The organism is Roseovarius pacificus, assembly GCF_900142665.1.
GTDB classification, from domain to species: Bacteria; Pseudomonadota; Alphaproteobacteria; order Rhodobacterales; family Rhodobacteraceae; genus Roseovarius; species Roseovarius pacificus.
In genome coordinates this window covers 150,325-166,793 of the sequence record NZ_FRBR01000003.1, presented here as the reverse complement: position 1 = coordinate 166,793, position 16,469 = coordinate 150,325, and the positions used below count along the sequence as shown (strand labels likewise).

Genomic DNA, 16,469 nt, shown 5'->3' with positions numbered 1-16,469 from the left:
ACTCGACAGACAACACGGGAGTACTCAAAAAATGAAACTTTTCTCGCGTCTAAGACGAACCTCGATCGCTGGCACCGTTGCCGGGGCGCTTGGCTTGATGGTCGCCGCGGGGCAGGGCTTTGCCCAGGACGTGGTGGAGGAGGCGCGCGCGGCGCTGCCAGCCGAAATGCGCGAGTCCGGCATACTGAAGGTGGCCACCAACTTCAGCTGGCCACCCTTCGCCTACAAGGATGAAAGCGGCAAGGAGACCGGTATTGATATCGAGTTGGTAAAGCTGCTTGCCGCCAAGCTCGGGCTTGAGCCGGAATTCGAGGATCTCAAGTTTCCCTCGATCATCCCCGGCGTCTCCAATGGTCGCTACGATGTGGGGGTGAACCAGTTCGGCATCACTGCCGAGCGACAACAGGTCGCTCAGTTTCTTCCCTATTTCGACACCGGATTCTCGCTGCTCGTGCCGGAGGGAAAAACCGAGATCGACATCAACAATCTTTGCGGCAGGACCATCGTCATCACTCAGGGCAGCGCGCTTGTATCCGTGGTGCAAGATCGTTCCGACAAATGTGTGGCGGCCGGCGATCCCGAGATCAATCTCGTCTTCTTCAAGAATACGGCTGACACGCTTCTGGCGCTGACGAACGGTCGTGGCGACGGTTTCGTCACCGCGCGCCCGGTGGGCATCTATATCGCCGAGACAAGTGAGGGCCTCGATGTCGCGAGCGGTACGCTGGAAGATTATAGTAGCATAAACGGCATTGCGCTCGGCAAGGAGCGTGACGACCTCTTCGAGGCGCTGTCTCTCGCTCTGAAAAGCGCCATCGAGGATGGCAGCTATAACGAGGCGCTCGGGATGTTCGACTCCGCCGATGGCGGGCTGACACTCGAGCAGATCGAAGCCTCTTCTGGCGATTGAATCGAGGCATGCGGCAGCCTGAGCAATGTCCCCGCTTTCCATGAAAATATGGCGAAGGACGAAAGGGATTGAAGTCAGGTAGCCGCCATATGCGTGGCCTCACAAGGGATGATCGGGCCTTCATGGCCTCCGTCTGAAACAATCAAGCCCAAAGGTGACTAAGGTGAGTATGAAACAAACTGGCGCTGCACAAACGATGGACATGGCAGGCGCTCCGGAAATTCACAAGCCCACCAACGTCCTGCGTTGGTTCGGCGTGGCGGTCGTCAGCGTGATCTGCGCATGGATTGTCTACCAGATTCTCTTCAACCCCGGCTTCCAGTGGGATATCGTCGGTACCTACATGCTGCACCCCTCGGTGCTCTCGGGTATCGTGCAGACGATCTATTTGACGATCCTCGTGATGGTGCTTGGCATCATCATCGGCGTGTTGCTGGCCGTGATGCGTTTGAGCAATGATCCGTTGCTCGCATTCTGTTCGCATTCCTTCGTCTGGTTTTTTCGGGGGACGCCGGTGCTGGTGCAACTCGTGTTCTGGTATAACTTTGGCACGCTCTTCCCGATGATCGAGTTCGGTATTCCCTTCGATGGGCCGAAATTCATCGAGATCCCCGCCAACGTGGCCATTTCCTCGTTCACGGCAGCCCTTCTGGGCCTTGGCCTTGCGGAAGGCGCTTACATGGGCGAGATCATCCGCGCCGGCCTCATGTCCGTGGATGACGGGCAGACGGAAGCCTCCAAGGCGCTCGGACACCGTCCGTGGCAAACGTTCTGGGTGGTGGTGCTGCCGCAGGCCATGAAGGCGATCATTCCGCCCACCGGCAACCAGGTGATCGGGATGCTCAAATATACCTCGCTTGCCAGTATCGTGGCCCTGCCCGAACTGATGCACTCCATCGAGCTGATCTATGCCCGCACCTTCGAAACGGTGCCGATGCTGATCGTTGCGGCGGTCTGGTATCTCATCATGGTGAGTGTCCTCACCGTCGGTCAGCACTTCATCGAGAAGCACTATTCCAAAGGCTGGCGCCGTCAGGAGCAGGTGGATGGCTGATATGAACCTATCTCAAAATCTCGGAGGATCGACATCTGCTATGCATGAGATGGAAAACTCCAAGCCGCTGGTGCGCTGCGAAAACGTCTGGAAGAAGCTCGGCGGAAACGACGTGCTCAAAGGCATCAATCTCGAAGTCGGGCGCGGAGAGGTCGTGAGCCTGCTCGGGCCGTCGGGCGCGGGCAAGAGTACGTTGCTGCGCTGCATCAATGCCATCGAGTACATTGATCGCGGTCTTGTCTATGTCGATGACGTGCCGGTCGGCTGCGAAGAAAGTTCGGGCGGGTACATGCGGGTATCGGAGCAGCGGCTCAGCCGCCAGCGCGCGGATATCGGCATGGTGTTTCAGAACTTCAACCTGTTCCCGCACATGTCGGTCCTTCAGAACATCATCGACGCTCCGGTGCGTGTGCGGAAGGAGAAGAAGTCCGACGCCATCGAGCACGCCCACGAACTGATCAAGCGGGTGGGCCTGCCGGAAAAGGCCAACGCCTACCCGCGCCACCTTTCCGGCGGTCAGCAGCAGCGCATCGCGATCGCTCGTGCGCTGGCGATGCGACCGAAGCTGATGCTCTTCGACGAGCCCACATCGGCGCTCGACCCATATCTGACCAACGAGGTGCTCGACGTGATCAAGGACCTCGCGCAGAGCGGGATGACCATGATCATCGTAACCCACGAAGTGCGCTTTGCCCGCGAGGTCTCCGACAAGACGACGATCATGGGTAATGGGAAGATCATCGAAGCAGGCGACACTGAGCAGGTGTTTTCATCACCGTCGAATCCGATCGCGCAGGACTTTCTGTCGAACTCGCTCTGACGTTTCGGGCGCGGCGTATTCGTTCGCAGACTTTCGTAAGAACCAACAGGGAGAATAACATGTACAAGACCATTCTGACGGGGGTCGTCGCAGCCGCGATGAGCTCCTTCGCACTGACTGCCCATGCGGCCGATGTCACGCTGAACCTGTCGAACGAATATTCGGCCAACAGCGTTCACGGGCAAGGCGACCAGTATTTTGCCGATCTCGTAGCCGAAAAAACCGACGGTTCCGTCGAGATTGTCGTGCATTACGGTGGCGCGCTTGGCTACAAGTCGGCGGACCATTTCGATGCGGTAGGCGTTGGTGCGCTCGAAATCGCGGACACCTACGGTGGCGCGTTGGGCGGGATCGACCCGATCTTTCTCGTGTCTTCGCTGCCCTTCCTGACCACGACGCTCGACGAGGCGGAATTGCTTTATGGGGCCTCCGAGCCGGCGCTCAAGGAAGTGTTCGAAGAAAACGGTCAGATTCTGCTCTATGCCTCTCCCTGGCCGCCGTCGGGGCTTTGGGGCAAGGCGCCGCTCAACACCGTCGAAGCGCTAAGTGGCGTAAAGATCCGAACCTACGATAAGAACGGCACGACGGCCTTCAATTCGCTCGGTGCGGCGGCGGTGCGCCTCTCCTGGGCGGATGTGGTGCCCTCGATCTCGACCGGTGCGATCGATGCGGTTCTGACATCCGCGGAACTCGGTGCGGCCACCAGTTTCTGGGATTACTTCGACCATTACAGCGAGATTTATCAGTACTCGATTCCGGTGAACCTCGTGCACATGAGCAAGACCGTATTCGACGGGCTGACCGAAGAGCAGCAGGCTGCCATCCTGGAAGCTGCGGCCGAAACGCGGGATCGCAACTGGGCCGCCATCCCCCAAATGGTTGAACAGACCTATGCCGATCTGGATGAGCACGGCGTGACCATCGTACAACCCTCGGGCCCCGAATTTCAGGCGCAGCTTCAGGATGCCGGCAAGCTCGCTCTCGACGAATGGCTCGAAAGCGCCGGAGAGACCGGTCAGGCGATCATCGACGACTACATGTCGAAGGTGTCGCAGTGATCAAAGAAGTCGGCAATCATTGGGCAATGAGAGTTTTCAGGCGTGCCGATCACTTCTCAACCCTGTTGTCTCGGGCCGCGATTACGATCGCGGCCCTGATACTCGTCTATTCCGTCTGCCATATCCTGCTGGAGACGGCGCTGAGATCCGTTTTCGCGACCTCCACCCATGTGCTGGACGAGTTTATCGGGTTCGCCATCCTGTCCATGACCTTCCTGTCGCTTTCTGCCACGCTGCGGGCCGACAAAATGGTGCGGGTGACGATTATTTCCGAAAGACTGTCCGCAAAGACAAACCGCTGGCTTGATGCCGTGGTTTCCGCAATCGGGTTTCTTCTCGTGGCCTATGGCTGCCTCTTCTTCTGGGGCACGGTCGCCAAGAATTATGGCCGCGGCGCGGTTAGCGAAAGCGTGGCCGAAGTCCCGCTGTGGATTCCCGACCTGGTCGTGTTCATCGGTGCGGCGCTGCTTGCGCTGCAACTTCTCCTGCGTGCCCTCTGTCTGACACTGAGCGGTGAAACGCCGACAACTGTGGAGTAACTGGAGTTGGACCCCGTTCAATCGACCCTGATCGTTTTTGCTGTTCTGCTGCTGTGCCTTGCCAGCGGGCTGTGGGTGTTTCTTGCCCTCATCCTCACCTCGGGCCTCTCTCTCTTTCTGGTGATGGATTTCGATCCGGCCCGGATCGGCTCCATCGCGAATCTTATCATCGTGCGCAGCGCCACGTCCTGGGAACTGGCGGCGGTGCCTATGTTCATTTGGATGGGCGAGATCATGTTCCGCACGGATATTTCCGACAGGCTTTTCCGGGGTCTCGCCCCGATCGTTCAGCGCCTGCCCGGAGGGTTGCTCCATGTGAACGTCATCGGATCGGCACTCTTTGCGGCGGTCACCGGCTCCAGCACCGCCACAACGGCGACTGTGGGCAAGGTCACGCTGACCGAACTTGCCCGCCGCAAGTATTCCGACCGGCTTGCTATTGGCTCGCTGACCGGTTCGGGCAGCCTCGGGCTCCTTATTCCACCCTCGATCGCGCTTATTATCTACGGCGTGCTGGCTGAAGTCTCCATTGCCAAGCTGTTCATTGCAGGCATCGTTCCGGGCGTTCTGATCGCCTTCGCATACTCGGCGTATATCGCCGGGCGCTGTCTGATTACCCCGGCGCTTGCACCGCAGGAGGCAGAGGAGGCGGATGAGAGCAGCCTCGGTGCCATCGTCAAAAATGTCTCGCCGGTTTTCGGGCTCATTTTCGTGGTGCTTGGGTCCATCTATACCGGCTGGGCAACACCCTCGGAGGCTGCGGCCATCGGCGTGTTCGTTGCGATGGTCTTTGCGGTGACGACGCGGCAGATGACCTTCGAGATATTCCGGCAAACCATCATCAACGCGCTTAAAACCTCGTGCATGGTGTGCGCGATCCTGATGTCGGCGGCGTTTTTGTCCACGGCTATCGGCTATATGCATGTGCCGCGCAACATCGCGCTGTTTATCGAGTCGTTGGAGCTGTCGCCCTATGTGCTGATCATCGCGTTGTCGCTGTTTTATATCCTTCTGGGGCTGTTCCTTGATGGGATTTCGATCATCGTGATGAGCCTGCCGATCACCCTGCCGATTGTCTTGCAAGCCGGGTTCGATCCGATCTGGTATGGCATATTCCTTATTATCATGATTGAGTTGGGACTGATGACGCCGCCTGTCGGGCTTAATCTGTTTGTCATGCAATCTATCAGCAGAAAGCCGATCTACCGGGTGGCGGCCTACGCAGCGCCGTTCTTCCTGCTGATGTGCCTGGTGGTGGTATTGATTACCGTCTGGCCGGAGCTCGTGCTCTGGTTGACGAGAATCTTGTGATGTCGGATCGGCGGGAGGTCGGCCGTTGTGCAGGAAGGAGGGAAACCCGGTACGTGCCGCGCCTGCGTCGAATGGCGCATTTCGCAATTAAATGTACGATTCTATCAGAAACGCGGTAGCGTCACAAATTAAGGTGTCAAAGAAGTCGTCGCATAGCCTTCACAGTTTTGGAAAAGCTGTTTAAGTAGGCGAAAATACTTAAGTATGCTGGTGTATGCGAATGTTGGTGGTATGCTTTTAAAGCATTATTTAGCCCATTGGGAGGTGCTTGTCGTATGCGTGCAAGAAGTGTCCAGAATGTACGGAATTCACTTTCGCGGAGTGAACAGGTCTACGAGACGTTGCGGCAGAAGATCCGGTCCGGCGAATTGCGGGCGGGAATGCGCCTGCTGGAAGAGGAACTGGCCGCGAGTCTTGGGGTAAGCCGGACGCCTGTACGCGAGGCCCTGAGCCGAATGCAGGTGAAGGGCATGGCCGAATTGGCGAGTGGCGGCTTGTCCGTCTCTGTGCTGACGCGCCCCCAGATTATGGAAGTTTATGCGATGCGGGAAATCCTCGAAGGTGCCGCCGCGCGCTTTGCGGCTGAGAACGCCACCGCTTCTGACATCGCGGCGATCAAACATTTCCACAACCGTTTCCTTGAATATGACGGGGACTCCGGGGATTGGGCTCGTCTCAACCGGATGTTCCACGATGCGATCTACGATGCCGCGCGAAACCGCTATCAGAAGCGGATGCTTGACGAGTTGAACGACACGCTGGCACTGCTGCCCGACACGACCTTCTCCGTGAAGGGCAGGGCGGATACCGCCAAGCAGGAGCATTCCGCGATCGTCAAAGCCATCGAAAACCGGAATCCGGATGCAGCGGAAAAAGCCGCACGGCAGCATATGCAAAGTTCTCTGAACGCACGCCTTCACCTCATTTTCGACGAATAGGTGACGGACGCCTCAGTCGCAGCGGGAGGCGCCTGACGAGGCACTTGCCGACCATTTCGGAGATTGGCGCTGAGCATCGCTCATGCACGCTCTGGTTGTTGATGTCTGGAAATCCCCGGTGATTGATGAGGCTGCCGACGGTTCTGGGCCAGGCACATATGTCCTGGTGTCATCGCGCTTTTCGGTGGTGCCGGACTGAGTGCCGTATATGGCGCGAGGTCGGCGACACATCATATAAAACTGCACGCCCGCGATGGGTGTACCGCGTGCTTGATGCCAGGGCGCGGCAGTTGTGCCTCGTGCATCGGCACATCGCTTTCGCCTTTCCGAGTACCGCGCAAACACCTCTTTTAGTTGATTTTTCATATTTTCCGCAACGCAAGCCGGCGAAGTGCAACTTCGCGTCTTGGCAAGTTGTCTACTCTTGTATACAAATACATACATGCATGCACTAAACGCTTTGAAGGGGAATCATGCGTAGATTGAAAGCGCCGCCAGCGTCGGTGGATGTATTGATTATCGGAGGTGGAAATGCGGCGCTGTGTGCGGCCATCGCGGCCCGACGGGGTGGCGCCAACGTGGTGGTGGTAGAAGGAGCGCCAAAGTTTTACCGGGGCGGCAATACGCGGCACACGCGAAATATGCGATGCGCCCATGACGCGGCTACCGATCATCTGACCGGCCCCTATACCGAAGATGAATTCTGGGAAGACCTCTATCGGGTGACGGAGGGCAATACCGACGAACAACTCGCCCGTTTCATGATCTCTCGATCAAAGGATATGCTTGGCTGGATTGCGGAGCAGGGCGTGCGGTTTCAACCCTCTATCGGCGGCACCTTGAGCCTCGGGCGCACCAATTCCTTTTTTTTGGGTGGCGGTCGGGCGATGCTGAATACGCTTTATCGAACCGCTGAAAATTTGGGTGTCGAGGTGTTCTACGACACGCCGGTCACCAAGCTTGAAATCGACGGGACCGCGTTCAAATCTGCGACCGTTTCAGTCAATGGCAAACCGCACGTCATCAAGGCGAATGCAGTGGTTGCAGCGGCTGGCGGATTCGAGGCCAATATTGAGTGGCTGAAGGAAGGCTGGGGCGAAACCGCCGAGAATTTCCTTATCCGGGGCACGCCTTACAATCGTGGTGATGTGCTGCGCATGATGCTTGACAATGGTGCCGAACCCATCGGCGACCCGACGCAATGCCATGCCGTCGCAATTGATGCACGTGCGCCGAAATTCGACGGCGGCATCGTTACCCGGCTCGATTGCGTGGTGTTCGGTATTGTCGTGAACAAGAACGCCGAGCGCTTCTATGACGAGGGCGAGGATTTCTGGCCCAAGCGTTATGCCGTTTGGGGCCGGCTGGTCGCCGCCCAGCCTGACCAGATCGCCCATATCATTTTCGACGCCAAGTCGATCAACATGTTCATGCCCTCGCTTTTTCCACCGATACAGGCGGATACGATCGAAGAACTGGCCGGTAAGCTCGATTTGCCGGTCGAGGCACTCTGCACGACCATGAACGAATTCAACGAGGCCGTTCAGCCGGGTGTGTTCTGTCACACTGAACTGGACGATTGCAGAACCGAAGGGCTCGACCCGCCCAAGAGTCATTGGGCGCGGCGCATCGATCAGCCGCCCTATTACGCCTTTCCGGTCCGACCTGGCATCACCTTCACCTATCTGGGTACGCGCGTGGATCGCGATGCGCGGGTGCAGATGGTGTCGGGTGGGCCGGCGGAGAACATCTATGCCGCTGGCGAGATCATGGCCGGCAACGTGTTGGGCAAGGGCTATGCCGCTGGCATCGGTATGACAATCGGAAGCGTATTCGGTCGGATCGCAGGTGAAAGGGCAGCAAAACATGCACGCGAATGAAGAACTGGAAGAAGCCGATCGCCTGATGACGATCTGCAATTCGTGCCGGTATTGCGAGGGCTTGTGCGCGGTGTTTCCGGCAATGGAACTGCGCCGGAGCTTTGCAGATGGGGATCTGAACTATCTGGCGAACCTTTGTCACAACTGCGGTGCCTGTCATGTGGACTGCCAGTTCTCGCCACCGCACGAGTTCAACGTCAACGTTCCCAAGACGCTGGCGCAGGTGCGGGCGAAATCCTATCGCAGCTACGCCTGGCCCAGAATGTTCCAGCCCATGTTCGACCGCAACGGTCTGGCTATTGCAGTGGTGACGGCGATCAGCATCGCACTCTTCATCCTGGGCTTCGCGCTCTGGCATGACCCTAAGGTGCTTTGGGCGGGCGGTGATTTCTATCGGCTGATGCCCCATAAGGTGATGGTCGCACTGTTCGGGGGTGTTTCGCTGTTCGCGCTGCTGGCCTTCGTGATGGGTTTCCGGAACTTCTGGAAGGATATCGGCGCGGGCGAGACCAGTGCCGGCAACGGGAAAACGATCTGGCAGGCCATGAGGGATGCCGGAAGCCTGCGCTATCTCGACGGTGCCGGGGCGGGTTGCTTCAACGAGGATGAATACCCCACCGATAAGCGCCGCTTCTATCACCATCTAACCTTCTACGGCTTCATGTTGTGTTTCGCCGCAACCTCTGTGGCTACGATCTATCACTATGTGTTTGATTGGCCCGCGCCTTATGGCTGGTCCAGTCTGCCCAAGTTGCTGGGCATTTCCGGTGGTATCGGGCTTCTGATCGGACCGATCGGGCTGATGCGTGAAAAACGCAGGCGCAACCCGGAACTGGTGGAGAAATCCCAATTCGGGATGGAGGCCGCCTTTATCGTGATGCTGTTCGCCACCGGCCTCTCGGGCTTGTTGCTGATGGTGCTGCGCGAGACGCCAGCCATGGCTATCATGCTTGCGGTTCATCTCGGCACGGTGTTCTCCCTTTTCCTGACCATGCCTTATGGTAAGTTCGTGCATGGGCTCTACCGGTTCGGTGCGCTGGTGTATTATGCCTCAGAGCGGAGCCCTGACCCGGATATGTCCTACACCTCGAAATAACCTGCCCCGGATATCCGAGCAGTCGGGCTTGGCGGTTTATCTTCTGCGACAGGTGCGAAACAGAACCGTACTCGAATCTATTGTAAACGGCCTGTGACCAAAGCAAAGACCCGGCCTGCCAGGCCGGGTCAGAGAAGTAATTTCGAGAGTGGTAAGGTTTATTTGGGCGGGTCCACCCAAACCATTTTGGCGTCTTTCAGGTCGCCGCAATCGAAGCCGAAGACCATGGTCAGAGGTTCGTCGCCGTCATTATGGACAAGATGGTTGACCTCGGCGGGCATGTAGAAAAGCTTGCCCGGCTCGCCGCGGAACTCTTCCTCACCCATCACGAACTTGCCGCTGCCGGAGAGCACATAGTAAAACTCGGCGGCCGTGACGTGGTAATGCATCAGGTGCGTTTCGCCCGGATCGAGCGAGTAGATGCCGAGGATCATGTTTGCATTGGGAATCGTGTCCGGGGTGATCAAAGCCCGCCAGCGACCGCCATCATCGGGATTGCCGCCACCACGCTGGAAATCGGGATCGTTCTTGTCCGCCATTTCCTGAAAGGGGCGGTCATTGCCGTTCACCATGTAGCCCTTGGGTAAAGTTTCCGTCGTCATGTAACACTCCACATTGTGTTTATGTGTTTTGAACATGCATGGATCACTGTTCGCATGCTCTTGTATGCAAAAACATACTATACATGCGAACTCTGTCAATCGAAAGTAGGGAGCCAGTCCCGTGGGCCGAATGCGGCTCAGGAAAAAGGCGCACGGAGAGCTCCGTGCGCCTTTGAAGGTCCTGCGATGGGGCGGGGTTCAGGCCGGTGTAAAAAAGGGGATCGGCGCCCCTTCCGTTTCCTTGAAGACAACCTTTACCGGCTGACCGATGCGCAGGGCGTCGAAGTCGCAATCGACGAAATTGGTCAGCACCGAAGGTCCTTCGGCGAGTGTGACATACCCCACGGCGTAGGGTCCCGGCTTGGCTTTGCGCATGATGCTGAAGGTGTATATCTCGCCGGTGCCGGCACTTTCTTCCCAGACGGTATCGTCCGAGAAGCAGAACGGGCAGATCGAGCGTGGAAAGTAATGCGCTTCGCCGCAGCTATTGCATCGCTTGATGAGCAGTTTGTGGTCGCGTGCCGCTTCCCAGAAAGGGGTGGTTTCGGGGTTTTCCTTTGGGGCTGGATAGGTCTTGGTCTCGGTCATTGTGTGCGCTCCAGAATGGCGGTGGAGGCGCCGTGCCGCAGGCCGAGCAAGCCGCCCGTGCCATGCACCAGGGCCAGATCGCAGTCGGGCACCTGAACCTTCGGATGGGCCTCGCCGCGCAGTTGGCGTACCGCCTCGATAATCTTGGTCATACCACCGCGATTGACGGGATGGTTGTTGCACAGCCCGCCGCCATCGGTATTGAAGGGCAGTTTTCCCACGCCCGAGATCAGGTTGCCGTCGGAAACGAACTTGCCGCCCTGACCCTTTTCGCAGAAGCCGAGATCTTCGAGTTGCATCAGGACGGTGATGGTGAAGCTATCGTAGATTGAGGCGTACTTGATGTCTTGAGGAACGACACCTGCCTCCTGAAAGGCACGCGGGCCGGACCAGGCCCCGGCGGAGTAGGTCAGATCGAGCCGATTGCCGCCGCGCGGGCCCTTCATCGCTTCGCCGTGGCCGGTGAGGGTCACGAGCGGCCGATTCAGGCTTTGGGCGATTTCCTTCGAGGTCACCACGATGGCCCCGCCACCGTCTGTCACCACGCAGCAATCCATCCTGCGCAGAGGGTCGGAGATCATCGGGGAGGCAAGCACCTCCTCCACGGTGACGACATCCTGAAGGCGGGCGTTGGGGTTGTATTGAGCATGGTGTGAGGCGGCGACCTTGATCCAGGCAAGCTGTTCCGGGGTCGTGCCGAAATCATGCATGTGGCGCATGGCGCACATCGCATAGGCATTGTGAGTAGTGGCGCCGTAAGCGGCTTCGAAATCTTCTTCAGCGCCCACGGCCTTGGTGCCGATATCGCCGGTGCGGGGTTTGCCTGCCAGCGTGACAAGCGCGACAGAACACTTGCCGGAGGCAATGGCCTCGGCCGCATGGCCCAGGTGCATGATGTAGGAACAGCCGCCGGATTCCGTGCTGTCTACATGGCGTACCTTCAGGCCGAGATAGTCCACCATCGCCCAGGCACCGCCTGGAGCGTCGCGCCCGCAGAAATAGCCGTCTACGTCCTCGGATCGCAGCCCGGCATCTTCCAGTGCGCCCTTGGCGACCTCGGCATGGAGTTGCGCGGTGGATTTGTCCGGCGCATAGCGCGTGGGGTGTTCGTAGATACCAGCGATATACGCCTTACCCTTGATCGTCACAGGGGCCTCCGTCAGTTGGGTGTGTCGGCTGGTTTCCCGCGCAACCGATCATTTCTTTCTCGCATAGGAAAACCAGACGCTTTTCGTCTCAAGGTATTCCTTGATGGCTTCGATGCCGCTTTCGCGACCGATGCCGGATTGCTTCATGCCGCCGAACGGCATCATATAACTGATGACGCGGTAGGCATTCACCCAGACCGTGCCGCTTTTGATTGCCGAGGTCATGCGAAAGGCGCGGTCCATGCTTTCGGTCCAGACGCCTGCGGCAAGACCATAGATCGTATCGTTGGCGATGCGAATGGCGTCGTCTTCATCCTCGAAGCCGATCACGGAAAGCACCGGGCCGAAAACCTCTTCTTGGGCAATGCGCATGTCGGGCCGCACATCGGTAAAGATCGTGGGTTCGACGAACTGGTCGCCCGGCAGTTCGCCCGGTGCCACCGGTCCGCCGCCCAGAACGCATGTGGCGCCCTCTGTTTTGGCGATGTCGATATAGTCGAGCACCTTCTGGTATTGCGGTGGGGTGGTCACCGGGCCGATATCGGTTTCGGGCAGCATCGGGTTACCCTTGCGGGCCTTTGATGCGCGCTCGATAACCATTTGGGTGAATTCCTCGCGGATGGAGTTCTGCACCAGCAGGCGGGAACCGGCCATGCAGGTCTGCCCCGAGGCGGCAAAAATGCCCGAGATCACGCCCTCGGCGGCCAGTTCCAGGTCGGCATCTTCGAAGACAATGTTGGGGGATTTCCCGCCCAGTTCGAGCGAGACCCGCTTCATGCTCTTGGCGGCCTGCGCATAGATATGGGCGCCCGTGGTGTCGGACCCGGTGAAAGAAATCTTGGCCACATCCGGGTGATCCACCAGTGCGGCACCGGCCTCCGGGCCGAGGCCGGTGATGACGTTGAATACACCGTCGGGAAAACCCGCTTCCTTGGTGAGTTTGGCAAATTCGAGTGTCGAAACCGAGGCGAATTCAGAGGGTTTGACGACCACGGTGCAGCCTGCCGCCAGTGCCGGGGCGCATTTCCAGGCGATGAAGAGCAGTGGCGAATTCCACGCCGTTAGCGCGGCCACCACGCCCAGTGGTTCATGCCGGGTGAAGGCCATCATGTCGGGCTTGTCGATCGGGGTAACGGAGCCTTCGATCTTGTCGGCAAGCCCCGCGTAATAGCGCCACCATTCGGGGTGGTAGAAGAGCTGCCCGGTCATTTCGGAAAGGAGCTTGCCGTTGTCACGCACCTCGATCTCGGCCAGTCGCTTGGCATTGGCCTTTACGAGATCGGCAAGCCGCATCATCACCTTGCCGCGTTTGGTGGCGCTCATTGCGCCCCATTCGCCATGGAACGCGGCCGAAGCAGCGGCAACGGCCTTGTCTGCGTCTGCGGCATTGCCGCGGGCGATACGAGCCCAGGGCGTGCCAAGATAGGGATCGGTGCTGTCCAGCCACTCTCCGTTCGCAGGCTCGAGAAAGCTGCCGTTGATGAAGTGATGATAGGTTTCCATGCTGTCCACGCTTTACTGGAGGGGCGCTGCCGCGCTCAGATGACGTTGGCGGTTCCGGTGCTCAGGGTGCCCTTGAAGAAAAGAAGTGGGCTCGCCTCCGGGCGGCACACCGCCAGTTCCTGCACACGGCCCACCACGAGGTAGTGATCGCCTATCTCATGTTCGGTCTCGATATCGCAGGCGATGTAGGCCAGCGCGCCATCGAGGATGGGCAGGCCCGCCGCTGTCGTATGGAACCCGACATCGGTGAAGCGGTCTTCGGCTTTGCGTGAGAAGAGGCGGCAATGATCGCTTTGGTCGTCGGCCAGGATGTTGACGCAGAAGTGCTTGCTGTCGCGCAGCCTGGGCCATGTTTCGCTTGTTTTGGCCGGTGAGAAGCCGATAAGCGGCGGTTCCAGCGAGAGCGATACGACAGACTGACAGGTGAAGCCGAAGGGCACGCCGTTATCCATGCCGGTGATCACCGCGATACCGGTGCAGAAATGGCCGAGCGTGTTTCGAAAATCCTTCGGGCCAAAATTGCCTGGGTCCATGATGGTCATGCTGTGTCTCCGAGGGGATATGAGGGGAAAGAGGGCAGCTTTGCGCGCGCGGGATCGGGTGTCATGGCAGTTCAAGCACCCGTTTGGCGATGATGTTGCGTTGGATATCGTTGGTGCCCGAGGCGATCTTCGATGTGAAGTGCGCGTAGAACGGGCCGGTCACGTCAATCTCGTTGCCGTCGAACTCCTGCATGCCCGAGAGAGATCCTGCCTCGCCCGCAGTTTCGATCAACAGTTCGCCGGCCTGTTGTGCAACTGTGGCGACGACGATCTTGAGTTGCGACAGTTCCGCGCCGGGCGTGTCCCCGAGGCTGATGATGTCGGCGAAGCGCTGGTAGGCCGAACTCAGATCGGCGATGTCGAGATGGATGCGGTTGTATTTCGACTGAAAGACCGGATCTTCCCATGCGCCATTCGCCCGCGCTACCTTTTCCACGGCCTGGAGTGCGGCGCGCGCCGTCCGAGGGCTGCCGGAGTTGAGCCGTTCAAAACCGAGCAGGCTCTTGGCCACGGTCCAGCCATTGTTGACCTCGCCGACGATGTTATCCTTCGGGATGTGCACGTCTTCAAAGAACACCTCGGCGAACTCCTCATGCCCGGCGATGTTCTCGATCGGGCGGACGCTCACGCCCGGCGTGTTCATGTCGAGTATGAAGAAGCTGATTCCGGCTTGTTTCTTCACTGTCTTGTCGGTGCGGGCCAGAAGGAACATGTGATCGGCCCAATGGCCTGACGAGGTCCAGATCTTGGAGCCGTTGATGACCCAATGGTCGCCTTCCAGAACAGCGGAGGTGCGCAGGCTGGCGAGGTCCGATCCGGCGTTGGGCTCGGAATAGCCCTGGCACCAGATTTCCTCATTCTTGATGATCCTGGGCAAGTAGCGTTGTTTCTGCTCTTCGGTGCCCCAGCGCATGAGCATCGGGCCAAACATTACCACGCCCATATCCGGGTTGCGCATCACGCCCACGCGCTCGCGCTCTTCGATAAAAATAATCTGTTTGCCGGGCGACAGACCCATACCGCCCCATTCCACCGGCCAGGCCGGGGCAATCCAGCCTTTCTTGCCGATCACCTTCATCCAGTCGTGCATTTCCTCGGCACTCCCGCGACGACCGGTGTGGCGCATCTCCTGCGGGTAGGCCTTGTCGAGCCAGGCGAAGACGCCGGCGCGGAATTCTTCGTCGCTGAACTGGTTCCAGTCGATATCGGCACGTTCGTCCTGCAGAAAGACCTCCGGTACCTCCACGTCCATATGGCCGGTATTGTCCAGCTCGATTTCGTTGCGGAGCATCCCATACCGCCGGCGGTGCAGGTCGGGCGTGCCGAGCCACGCGTTGAGCACGACGGATCGGCGCAGGAAGAGGCCGATGTCGTACTCGTCCGTCACGCCGATGGCACCGTGCAGCGAGATGGCTTCACGCCCGATGGAATGGGCGGCGGTGCCGATCCGTGCCTTGGCACGGCTGGCAGCCACGCGCACTTGCGCTGGGGTGGGGTTGCCCGAATCGAGCGTTTTGAGGGCATCGCCGAGGGCGCAGAGGGAGAGCTCTTTTTCGATCCAGAGATCGACGGCCCGATGCTGCAACGCCTGGAAACTGCCGATGGGTTTGTCGAACTGAACGCGGGTGCGCATGTAATCGAGCGTGCGCTCCAGCGTCTCCTGCATGATGCCGAAGAGCTCTGAACAGGTGATGACTGTGGCTGTATCCTGCGCGTATTGCAGGGCGGCTTCGGCTTCGGCGCCGGTCAGCAGGGGAGCACCGGCTTCGGTGCCATCGAAGACAAGCTTTCCGGCGAAGGTGCCATCGGTGCGCGGTGTTTCCTCGATGATGAGGCCTGTTGCGTTGGCTGCGACATGGAACAGCGCACGTTCGCCGCCGATATCGGCGGCGACGATGAAGTCGGTGGCGCAGAGCGCGGGAAAGACATTATGGCATGTGCCGCTCAGAGTGTGGCCTGCGTCAGAGGCAATGGCGCTCACCTTGGCCTCTCCGAAACTGCGTTCAGAGAATGCGGTGCCGACGATAGCCTCGCCTCCGGCGATCCCCTCCAGCAGGCGCGTCTTGGTCTCGCTCTCTGTCACCTGCCGGAGCAGCATTGCCGACAGGACCGAGGAGCCTACGACTGGCTCGGGGCTGAGCACCCGGGCCAGTTCTTCGGCTACCACGCTCATCTCGGCAAAGCCGAGCCCGAGACCGCCGAATTCTTCCGGTATGAGAATACCGAGCCAGCCGTTTTCGGCCATCTGGTGCCAGACTGTCTCGTCAAGGCCGGGACGTGTCCCGCGCAGGCTGCGGGTGCGCTCGACGCCGGCGGAGGCCGAGAACGCGGAAACTGCCTCTCTCAGAAGCCGAAGGATTTCTTCATCGCCGGATTCATTCTGTGAGCTTTCAATCGTCGCTGCAGTGGACACGTATTCTTCTCCTGATTCAACTGCTGGCCCGCAGTGTGTGTGTCTCGTGCCCTGCGCCCCGCTATGG

Annotated in this window: 15 protein-coding genes; 9 read left to right on the top strand and 6 right to left on the bottom strand. The window is 59.1% G+C overall.

The features are described 5' to 3' along the window. The first annotated feature begins 31 nt into the window (after window positions 1-31). From BUB53_RS08205 to tcuB, 9 genes are all read left to right on the top strand, one after another. Window positions 32-910 carry a transporter substrate-binding domain-containing protein gene (locus tag BUB53_RS08205; protein ID WP_073034227.1) on the top strand — a complete coding sequence of 293 codons (879 nt, stop codon included), beginning with the start codon at window positions 32-34 and terminating at the stop codon, window positions 908-910. A 169-nt stretch (window positions 911-1,079) separates the two neighbouring features. Beyond that, window positions 1,080-1,964 (top strand): amino acid ABC transporter permease, encoded by an 885-nt coding sequence (locus BUB53_RS08200; protein ID WP_143163174.1) that lies wholly within the window; start codon window positions 1,080-1,082, stop codon window positions 1,962-1,964. Further along, the gene (locus BUB53_RS08195; protein WP_308424294.1) at window positions 1,957-2,784 is read left to right on the top strand and encodes an amino acid ABC transporter ATP-binding protein; all 828 of its coding nucleotides are present in this window, start codon (window positions 1,957-1,959) and stop codon (window positions 2,782-2,784) included. Before BUB53_RS08200 ends, BUB53_RS08195 begins: the two co-directional genes overlap by 8 nt. Before the next feature lie 59 nt (window positions 2,785-2,843). Continuing rightward, window positions 2,844-3,842: a TRAP transporter substrate-binding protein gene (locus tag BUB53_RS08190; RefSeq protein WP_073034224.1), complete on the top strand. Its 999-nt coding sequence runs from the start codon at window positions 2,844-2,846 to the stop codon at window positions 3,840-3,842. A gap of 26 nt (window positions 3,843-3,868) precedes the next feature. After that, window positions 3,869-4,381, top strand: a complete 513-nt coding sequence (locus BUB53_RS08185) for a TRAP transporter small permease subunit (RefSeq protein ID WP_073034352.1) — start codon at window positions 3,869-3,871, stop codon at window positions 4,379-4,381. 6 nt (window positions 4,382-4,387) lie between these two features. Next, window positions 4,388-5,692, top strand: a complete 1,305-nt coding sequence (locus tag BUB53_RS08180; protein ID WP_073034223.1) for a TRAP transporter large permease — start codon at window positions 4,388-4,390, stop codon at window positions 5,690-5,692. Window positions 5,693-5,967: 275 nt separating this feature from the next. Continuing rightward, a complete protein-coding gene (locus tag BUB53_RS08175; RefSeq protein ID WP_073034222.1) occupies window positions 5,968-6,630 on the top strand; it encodes a GntR family transcriptional regulator in 663 nt (220 codons plus the stop codon). A 473-nt stretch (window positions 6,631-7,103) separates the two neighbouring features. Continuing rightward, window positions 7,104-8,510, top strand: a complete 1,407-nt coding sequence (tcuA, locus tag BUB53_RS08170) for an FAD-dependent tricarballylate dehydrogenase TcuA (RefSeq protein ID WP_073034221.1) — start codon at window positions 7,104-7,106, stop codon at window positions 8,508-8,510. After that, window positions 8,497-9,606 carry a tricarballylate utilization 4Fe-4S protein TcuB gene (tcuB, locus tag BUB53_RS08165; RefSeq protein WP_073034220.1) on the top strand — a complete coding sequence of 370 codons (1,110 nt, stop codon included), beginning with the start codon at window positions 8,497-8,499 and terminating at the stop codon, window positions 9,604-9,606. The genes tcuA and tcuB overlap by 14 nt, the downstream gene beginning before the upstream one ends. Before the next feature lie 158 nt (window positions 9,607-9,764). On the opposite strand, the gene BUB53_RS08160 is transcribed toward tcuB, so the two are convergent. The 6 genes from BUB53_RS08160 to BUB53_RS08135 form a co-directional block, all read right to left on the bottom strand. Next, window positions 9,765-10,208 (bottom strand): cupin domain-containing protein, encoded by a 444-nt coding sequence (locus tag BUB53_RS08160; RefSeq protein ID WP_159437781.1) that lies wholly within the window; start codon window positions 10,206-10,208, stop codon window positions 9,765-9,767. 198 nt (window positions 10,209-10,406) lie between these two features. Continuing rightward, on the bottom strand, window positions 10,407-10,796 hold the full coding sequence (locus BUB53_RS08155; protein WP_073034218.1) for a Zn-ribbon domain-containing OB-fold protein: 390 nt from the start codon (window positions 10,794-10,796) through the stop codon (window positions 10,407-10,409). Continuing rightward, a complete protein-coding gene (locus BUB53_RS08150) occupies window positions 10,793-11,944 on the bottom strand; it encodes a thiolase domain-containing protein (protein ID WP_073034217.1) in 1,152 nt (383 codons plus the stop codon). Before BUB53_RS08150 ends, BUB53_RS08155 begins: the two co-directional genes overlap by 4 nt. Before the next feature lie 48 nt (window positions 11,945-11,992). Next, a complete protein-coding gene (locus BUB53_RS08145; RefSeq protein ID WP_073034216.1) occupies window positions 11,993-13,447 on the bottom strand; it encodes an aldehyde dehydrogenase in 1,455 nt (484 codons plus the stop codon). Window positions 13,448-13,482: 35 nt separating this feature from the next. After that, window positions 13,483-13,989 (bottom strand): flavin reductase family protein, encoded by a 507-nt coding sequence (locus BUB53_RS08140; RefSeq protein ID WP_073034215.1) that lies wholly within the window; start codon window positions 13,987-13,989, stop codon window positions 13,483-13,485. A gap of 61 nt (window positions 13,990-14,050) precedes the next feature. Beyond that, window positions 14,051-16,402, bottom strand: a complete 2,352-nt coding sequence (locus BUB53_RS08135) for an acyl-CoA dehydrogenase (RefSeq protein ID WP_084729011.1) — start codon at window positions 16,400-16,402, stop codon at window positions 14,051-14,053. Window positions 16,403-16,469: the final 67 nt, after the last annotated feature.

What these genes read in the sequence shown, in the direction of transcription:
- BUB53_RS08205 (WP_073034227.1), top strand. Translation starts at nt 32, where the DNA reads ATGAAACTTTTCTCGCGTCTAAGACGAACCTCGATCGCTGGCACCGTT.
- BUB53_RS08200 (WP_143163174.1), top strand. Translation starts at nt 1,080, where the DNA reads ATGAAACAAACTGGCGCTGCACAAACGATGGACATGGCAGGCGCTCCG.
- BUB53_RS08195 (WP_308424294.1), top strand. Translation starts at nt 1,957, where the DNA reads ATGGCTGATATGAACCTATCTCAAAATCTCGGAGGATCGACATCTGCT.
- BUB53_RS08190 (WP_073034224.1), top strand. Translation starts at nt 2,844, where the DNA reads ATGTACAAGACCATTCTGACGGGGGTCGTCGCAGCCGCGATGAGCTCC.
- BUB53_RS08185 (WP_073034352.1), top strand. Translation starts at nt 3,869, where the DNA reads ATGAGAGTTTTCAGGCGTGCCGATCACTTCTCAACCCTGTTGTCTCGG.
- BUB53_RS08175 (WP_073034222.1), top strand. Translation starts at nt 5,968, where the DNA reads ATGCGTGCAAGAAGTGTCCAGAATGTACGGAATTCACTTTCGCGGAGT.
- tcuA (WP_073034221.1), top strand. Translation starts at nt 7,104, where the DNA reads ATGCGTAGATTGAAAGCGCCGCCAGCGTCGGTGGATGTATTGATTATC.
- tcuB (WP_073034220.1), top strand. Translation starts at nt 8,497, where the DNA reads ATGCACGCGAATGAAGAACTGGAAGAAGCCGATCGCCTGATGACGATC.
- BUB53_RS08160 (WP_159437781.1), bottom strand. Translation starts at nt 10,208, where the DNA reads ATGACGACGGAAACTTTACCCAAGGGCTACATGGTGAACGGCAATGAC.
- BUB53_RS08155 (WP_073034218.1), bottom strand. Translation starts at nt 10,796, where the DNA reads ATGACCGAGACCAAGACCTATCCAGCCCCAAAGGAAAACCCCGAAACC.
- BUB53_RS08145 (WP_073034216.1), bottom strand. Translation starts at nt 13,447, where the DNA reads ATGGAAACCTATCATCACTTCATCAACGGCAGCTTTCTCGAGCCTGCG.
- BUB53_RS08140 (WP_073034215.1), bottom strand. Translation starts at nt 13,989, where the DNA reads ATGACCATCATGGACCCAGGCAATTTTGGCCCGAAGGATTTTCGAAAC.